Source organism: Psychromonas aquatilis (genome assembly GCF_038155185.1).
GTDB classification, from domain to species: Bacteria; Pseudomonadota; Gammaproteobacteria; order Enterobacterales; family Psychromonadaceae; genus Psychromonas; species Psychromonas aquatilis.
This window is the reverse complement of record NZ_JBAKAZ010000110.1, coordinates 1-4,483: the sequence shown is the minus strand read 5'-3', so window position 1 is coordinate 4,483 and position 4,483 is coordinate 1. Positions and strand designations below refer to the sequence as shown.

The window sequence follows — 4,483 nt, the reverse complement described above, 5'->3', positions numbered from 1 at the left end:
CCTTAAAGATTACATTTAAAAACCGCAGTTACACAGAGTTATTTACAGGGTCGTTCAAAACTTTTTTTAGCGTTATATAACATTAAACTCCCTCTTATTAAAATGAGGAAGTGTAATGTTAGGTTAATAATCTATTCAATAACTGAATCCAGCTTTGATATTATTATCTGTATTTTTAGACTTCGTATGCAATTGGATCACTTAACCCATTTTCTTTAAAAGCTTCTAATCGTTCAATACAGCTTCCGCATAAACCACATGCTTTTTCACGCCCATTGTAACAAGTCCAAGTTTTACTATAGTCTAAGCCCATTCTTATACCGTCTTTTAAAATGCCAATTTTATTACTCTTCAAATATGGAGAATAAATTTCAGTTTTTTCATAATTAGCAACCGCAGCGACTTCATTCATTTTTTCAACAAAAATAGGGCGGCAATCTGGGTATATTTCGTGATCTCCGGAATGCGCTCCGTAATAGACTTTATCTGCACCAATTGAAACGGCATAACCAATAGCTAATGAAAGTAAGATCATATTACGATTAGGGACAACAGTATTAACCATATTGTCATTATCGTAATCGCCTGTTGCTACTTCAATACTCGTATCTGTTAAAGAAGAGCCGCCGATTAACTGATTAATTGCAGTAATGTCTATAATCTTATGATTAATATTTAATTCTTTACAGACTTCACTTGCTACTTCAATTTCCTTCACATGACGCTGACCATAATCAAAGGTTAATGCGAATGGAGTTAACCCTTCTTCAATTGCTTTATGTAATACGGTATAAGAATCCATACCACCAGAGTAAATAACGACTACTTTTTGGCTCATTTTTAATATTTCCATTGTTTAATTATTTATGAGGGAGCTTGCAAAATAATATATTTGCTTAAGATACAATGCAGCCACACATAGAACTTTATAATAGTAAACGAATAGATATTATAAGTGTGCAATTAAATGCATTATTTAATGAAATGCTATCTCTTTAAAGCTTAAAGTGATTGTTGGCTATATCGCTATATTATATTTTTTGCTGCTTGGTGTATAATTAGTCAATAAAGCGTTTCATATATAGTTGGCATTATGAATATGGTGATAGATAAGCATTGTTTTAAGGGAAGTTACCTTATCAATCCTATCATTTATGATGATGTGCTGAATATATGAAGCTCGATTGTAGTTATCTTTATTAGTATAAAAATTTATACTTAAAAAAAGCAGTAGGATCAGGTATTCTGCTCGGCAAAATTAATTTATTAACATAGTGGACAAAACGATGATTGTATTAGGACACCAAAACCCCGATTGTGATAGCTTGTGTAGTGCGATAGGCCTTGCTAGTTTATTTAATAAAATGGGTAAAACTGCAACACCAGCTTTACAAGGCGAACCAAATCCTGAAGCATTATTTTTATTAGAGCAATCAGGTTTACCACAGCCAGAAATTCGTACTGAAGTTGCTGGTGAAGAAATTTTCATTGTAGATTACTCTGACTGGGGTCAAGGTACTGAAGATATGAAAAAAGCACATATCTTAGGTATTGTTGATCACCATAAACTAGGTGACATTACGACTTCAGCGCCGCTAGAGTGTTGGATTTGGCCTGTTGGCTGTAGCGCAACAATTGTTTACAACATGTATAAGTTTAATAATCACACTCCTGATGCACCAGTTGCAAAAATGATGATGGGCGCGATTATTTCAGATACAGTAAACTTCCAAGGTCCAACTTGTACAGATATTGACGTTGTTGCTGCTAAAGAATTGGCTGAAATTGCAGGTGTTGAAGATATTCAAGCATTTGCTGAAGCACAGTTTGAAGCGAAATCAGACATTAAAAGTGTACCGGCTGCTGAGTTAATCTTACGTGATCAAAAGGTATTTGAAATGGCAGGTGAAAAACTTGCTATTGGCCAATTAGAATTAACGTCTTTAGATACAGCATTAACGAAGAAAGATGATATGTTGGCTGAAATGGAAAAACTACAAGCAGCTAAAGGTTACCATTCTACAATTGTGTTACTAACTGACATCAACAAGTTAGACACTGTGGCAATCATCGTTTCTAAAGATGCAGATAAAGTAGCAAAATCACTTAATAGTAGTGTTGCGAACAATACTTTTGATTTACCAGGCGTAGTAAGTCGTAAAAAACAAATTATTCCATTTTTACAAAATGCATTTGAAGGTTAGTTAAAAGCGATTAATATCGTTTAAATATCCCTTTTATTGTTTACAAAAGGCGAGGCTAATTATCAGTCTCGCCTTTTTTATTGGTTCTATTTAAAGATTCAGGTATAACTTACGTTTTTATTTTATTTAGTATTGGGGTTTTATGCATATTCATATACTTGGTATTTGTGGCACATTCATGGGCGGTGTTGCTATTCTTGCTAAATCTTTAGGTTATAAGGTAACAGGCTCTGATAGTAACGTATACCCACCAATGAGCACTCAGCTCGAAGAGCAAGGGATTGAACTCATTCAGGGCTTCGACCCTAGTCAGTTAGATAACAAACCTGATTTAGTGGTGATTGGTAATGCCATGAGTAGAGGTAACCCCTGTGTAGAGGCCGTATTAGACAAGCAGTTACCTTATATTTCAGGTCCTCAATGGTTGTTAGAGCATGTATTGAAAGATAAGTGGGTATTAGCAGTGGCTGGTACACATGGGAAAACATCAACATCAAGCATGTTGGCGTGGATTTTAGAATACGCGAATATGCAACCTGGTTTTTTAATCGGCGGTGTTCCAGAAAACTTTGGTTTATCTGCGCGCCTTGGTGAAACGCCTTTCTTTGTGATTGAAGCAGACGAATATGATAGTGCTTTTTTTGATAAGCGCTCTAAATTTGTACATTACCACCCACGTACATTGGTTTTAAATAATCTTGAGTTTGATCACGCTGATATTTTTGATGATCTAAATGCCATTAAAAAACAGTTTCATCATTTAATGAGAACCGTACCAAGTACAGGCCGTGTGTTTATTCCAAATCAGGATGAAGCATTGATGTCAGTAAAAGATATGGGCTGTTGGAGTGAGGTTGAGTATATTGGTGAAAACTGGTCTGACGCTAAAGTTAAAGAAGACGGTAGTGTATTCGATGTATATTTAAATAATCATCATCAAGGACAAGTAAACTGGTCTTTGATGGGAGACCATAATATTAAGAATGCATTAGCAGCGATAGCAGCAGCTCGTCATGTAGGTGTTACGCCAGAAGTTGCGGTTGCCGCATTAGCTGAATTCAAAAGCATCAAACGTCGCATGGAGATAAAAGGTAAAGTAAATAATATTACTGTTTATGATGATTTTGCTCATCACCCAACAGCAATAAAAACAACTTTAGATGGTTTACGTGCCAAAGTCGGTAAAGAAAGAATTATCGCTGTGTTAGAGCCTCGTTCTAACACAATGAAGTTAGGCGTATTAAAAGATGCTTTAGTTAACTCATTAGATGTTGCTGATATTGTTTATGGTTTTGAAGATAAAAATATTAGTTGGTCAATGAAAACGTTATTTGATGAAAAAAATAAAAGCATACACACTGAAAGCGATATCGATAGCTTAGTTGAAACATTAGTTAATGAAGCAAAGCCTAATGATCATATCTTAATTATGAGTAATGGTGGTTTTGGCAATATTCATGAAAAACTATTAAATAAATTATAGGAAGACAATGCAATTAAGAAATGAAGATGAACAATATACAGATATAGTCACATTAGCTGTAACAGGTGCTTCCGGTAGTGGTTACTTTTTACAGTTATTGCAGGCAATGGTAGATAGTAACGTTAAAGTCTATCTAATATTATCTGAAGCGGCACAAATAGTATTAAAAACCGAAGTTGATGAAGATTGGCCTAGCGATATTGAAGTATTGAATACGTTTTTAGTTTCTCGTTTTAATACTAAAAACGGACAGATTGTTGCGCTAGCTGCAAAAGATTGGTTTTCTCCTGTTGCTTCAGGTTCTTCTGCGCCTAAGAAAATGGTGGTTTGCCCATGTAGTTGTGGAACACTGGCTTCTATTTCTCAAGGTTTATCGAATAACCTGATTGAAAGAGCTGCAGATGTCATCTTTAAAGAAAGAGGGCAGCTCATTATTATGCCAAGAGAAACACCATTTTCTACGTTGCATTTAAAGAATATGCTGACATTGTCCGAACTAGGGGCAACTGTTATGCCATTAGCACCTGGTTTTTATCATAAACCAACAACTATTTTAGAGTTGCAAGACTTTATGGTTGCAAGAGTGATGGATCATTTAAAGATAGATCACCAAACCAGTAAACGTTGGTGCGAGTAAAAAACAAACAAAAACAACGTTATTTGATGGTTATTTAAACGAATTAAAATTAATTTTAAAAATAACCATTTAATTACAATAAAACGCTTGCCAATGTGATCTGAATCCCTATAATGCGCATCCACAGACACGGGACGGAACGCAAGTTACCCAGCGAGT

4 protein-coding genes are annotated in these 4,483 nt (G+C 35.0%); 3 read left to right on the top strand and 1 reads right to left on the bottom strand.

Annotated elements, in window-relative coordinates:
- Positions 1 to 175: 175 nt before the first annotated feature.
- Positions 176 to 838: a 7-cyano-7-deazaguanine synthase QueC gene (gene queC, locus V6256_RS14980; protein WP_341599075.1), complete on the bottom strand. Its 663-nt coding sequence runs from the start codon at positions 836 to 838 to the stop codon at positions 176 to 178.
- Between the two features lie 448 nt (positions 839 to 1,286).
- Here queC and V6256_RS14975 point away from each other — a divergent pair, with 448 nt between their 5' ends.
- The 3 genes from V6256_RS14975 to V6256_RS14965 all read left to right on the top strand — a co-directional run bounded on the left by V6256_RS14975 (position 1,287) and on the right by V6256_RS14965 (position 4,324).
- Positions 1,287 to 2,204, top strand: coding sequence for a manganese-dependent inorganic pyrophosphatase (locus tag V6256_RS14975; RefSeq protein ID WP_341599074.1), 918 nt, complete (start codon positions 1,287 to 1,289; stop codon positions 2,202 to 2,204).
- 142 nt (positions 2,205 to 2,346) lie between these two features.
- The gene (gene mpl, locus V6256_RS14970) at positions 2,347 to 3,687 is read left to right on the top strand and encodes a UDP-N-acetylmuramate:L-alanyl-gamma-D-glutamyl-meso-diaminopimelate ligase (protein ID WP_341599073.1); all 1,341 of its coding nucleotides are present in this window, start codon (positions 2,347 to 2,349) and stop codon (positions 3,685 to 3,687) included.
- 7 nt (positions 3,688 to 3,694) lie between these two features.
- A complete protein-coding gene (locus V6256_RS14965; RefSeq protein WP_341599072.1) occupies positions 3,695 to 4,324 on the top strand; it encodes a flavin prenyltransferase UbiX in 630 nt (209 codons plus the stop codon).
- The last annotated feature ends 159 nt before the right edge of the window (positions 4,325 to 4,483 follow it).

What these genes read in the sequence shown, in the direction of transcription:
- queC (WP_341599075.1), bottom strand. Translation starts at nt 838, where the DNA reads ATGAGCCAAAAAGTAGTCGTTATTTACTCTGGTGGTATGGATTCTTAT.
- V6256_RS14975 (WP_341599074.1), top strand. Translation starts at nt 1,287, where the DNA reads ATGATTGTATTAGGACACCAAAACCCCGATTGTGATAGCTTGTGTAGT.
- mpl (WP_341599073.1), top strand. Translation starts at nt 2,347, where the DNA reads ATGCATATTCATATACTTGGTATTTGTGGCACATTCATGGGCGGTGTT.
- V6256_RS14965 (WP_341599072.1), top strand. Translation starts at nt 3,695, where the DNA reads ATGCAATTAAGAAATGAAGATGAACAATATACAGATATAGTCACATTA.